Raw genomic sequence first — 632 nt, forward strand, 5'->3', positions numbered from 1 at the left:
GCCTGTTGTTTTGTACGTTTCGTTCCACTTTGCTAAGAAGTGATTGAACACAAATCGACTACAACCCATCGTTTTAGCGAGTAGGATTTCTTGTGTTTTGTTGGGAAAAATACGAAATTTGTACGCTTTGTTTACTACCATGCGATTTCACCTCACTTTCTGATTTTGAATGTATTGTCGTATTTGTGCTTCTGTGTGTTCGCTAACGGTTGCCACAAAGTAAGAAGGATTCCAAAGATTCCCTCCCCATAACTTCTTTTTTAACCGGGGGAATTCTTTAAATAACAACCTTGCTGAAACACCTTTTAACGCTTTGATAATACTCGGAATTGAATGTTGTGGACTGCAATCAATCAAGAGATGAACATGGTCACAATCACTTTCAATTTCTGAAATCGTGAAACCATTATCTGTAGCAATCTGATTCAGTATTTCTTTTAACCTTGTATCTACATCGCCAAGCAACACTTTATGGCGATATTTCACACACCATACAATATGGTATTGGATAGAGTATACATATCCTCTACCATGTTTGACTTCTGCCATGTTATCCACCTCAATTATAGGATAACGTATGTCAAATGTTTTTCAAGTTATTACCTATAAATATCAGTGCTTTTGTTAATTGA

General features: G+C 36.1%; 2 protein-coding genes. Both read right to left on the reverse strand.

The window, feature by feature from the left end; translation table 11 throughout:
- Positions 1 to 141: helix-turn-helix domain-containing protein (locus tag ADA01nite_RS21785; RefSeq protein WP_170230424.1), on the reverse strand; the 141-nt coding region annotated here is incomplete at its 3' end.
- 6 nt (positions 142 to 147) lie between these two features.
- Positions 148 to 549 carry an IS200/IS605 family transposase gene (tnpA, locus tag ADA01nite_RS21790; protein ID WP_146812517.1) on the reverse strand — a complete coding sequence of 134 codons (402 nt, stop codon included), beginning with the start codon at positions 547 to 549 and terminating at the stop codon, positions 148 to 150.
- Positions 550 to 632 lie beyond the last annotated feature (83 nt).

This window comes from Aneurinibacillus danicus (genome assembly GCF_007991215.1).
GTDB classification, from domain to species: Bacteria; Bacillota; Bacilli; order Aneurinibacillales; family Aneurinibacillaceae; genus Aneurinibacillus; species Aneurinibacillus danicus.

Bases quoted from the DNA above. Each gene is read 5' to 3' on its own strand.
- tnpA (WP_146812517.1), bottom strand. From the start codon at position 549: ATGGCAGAAGTCAAACATGGTAGAGGATATGTATACTCTATCCAATAC.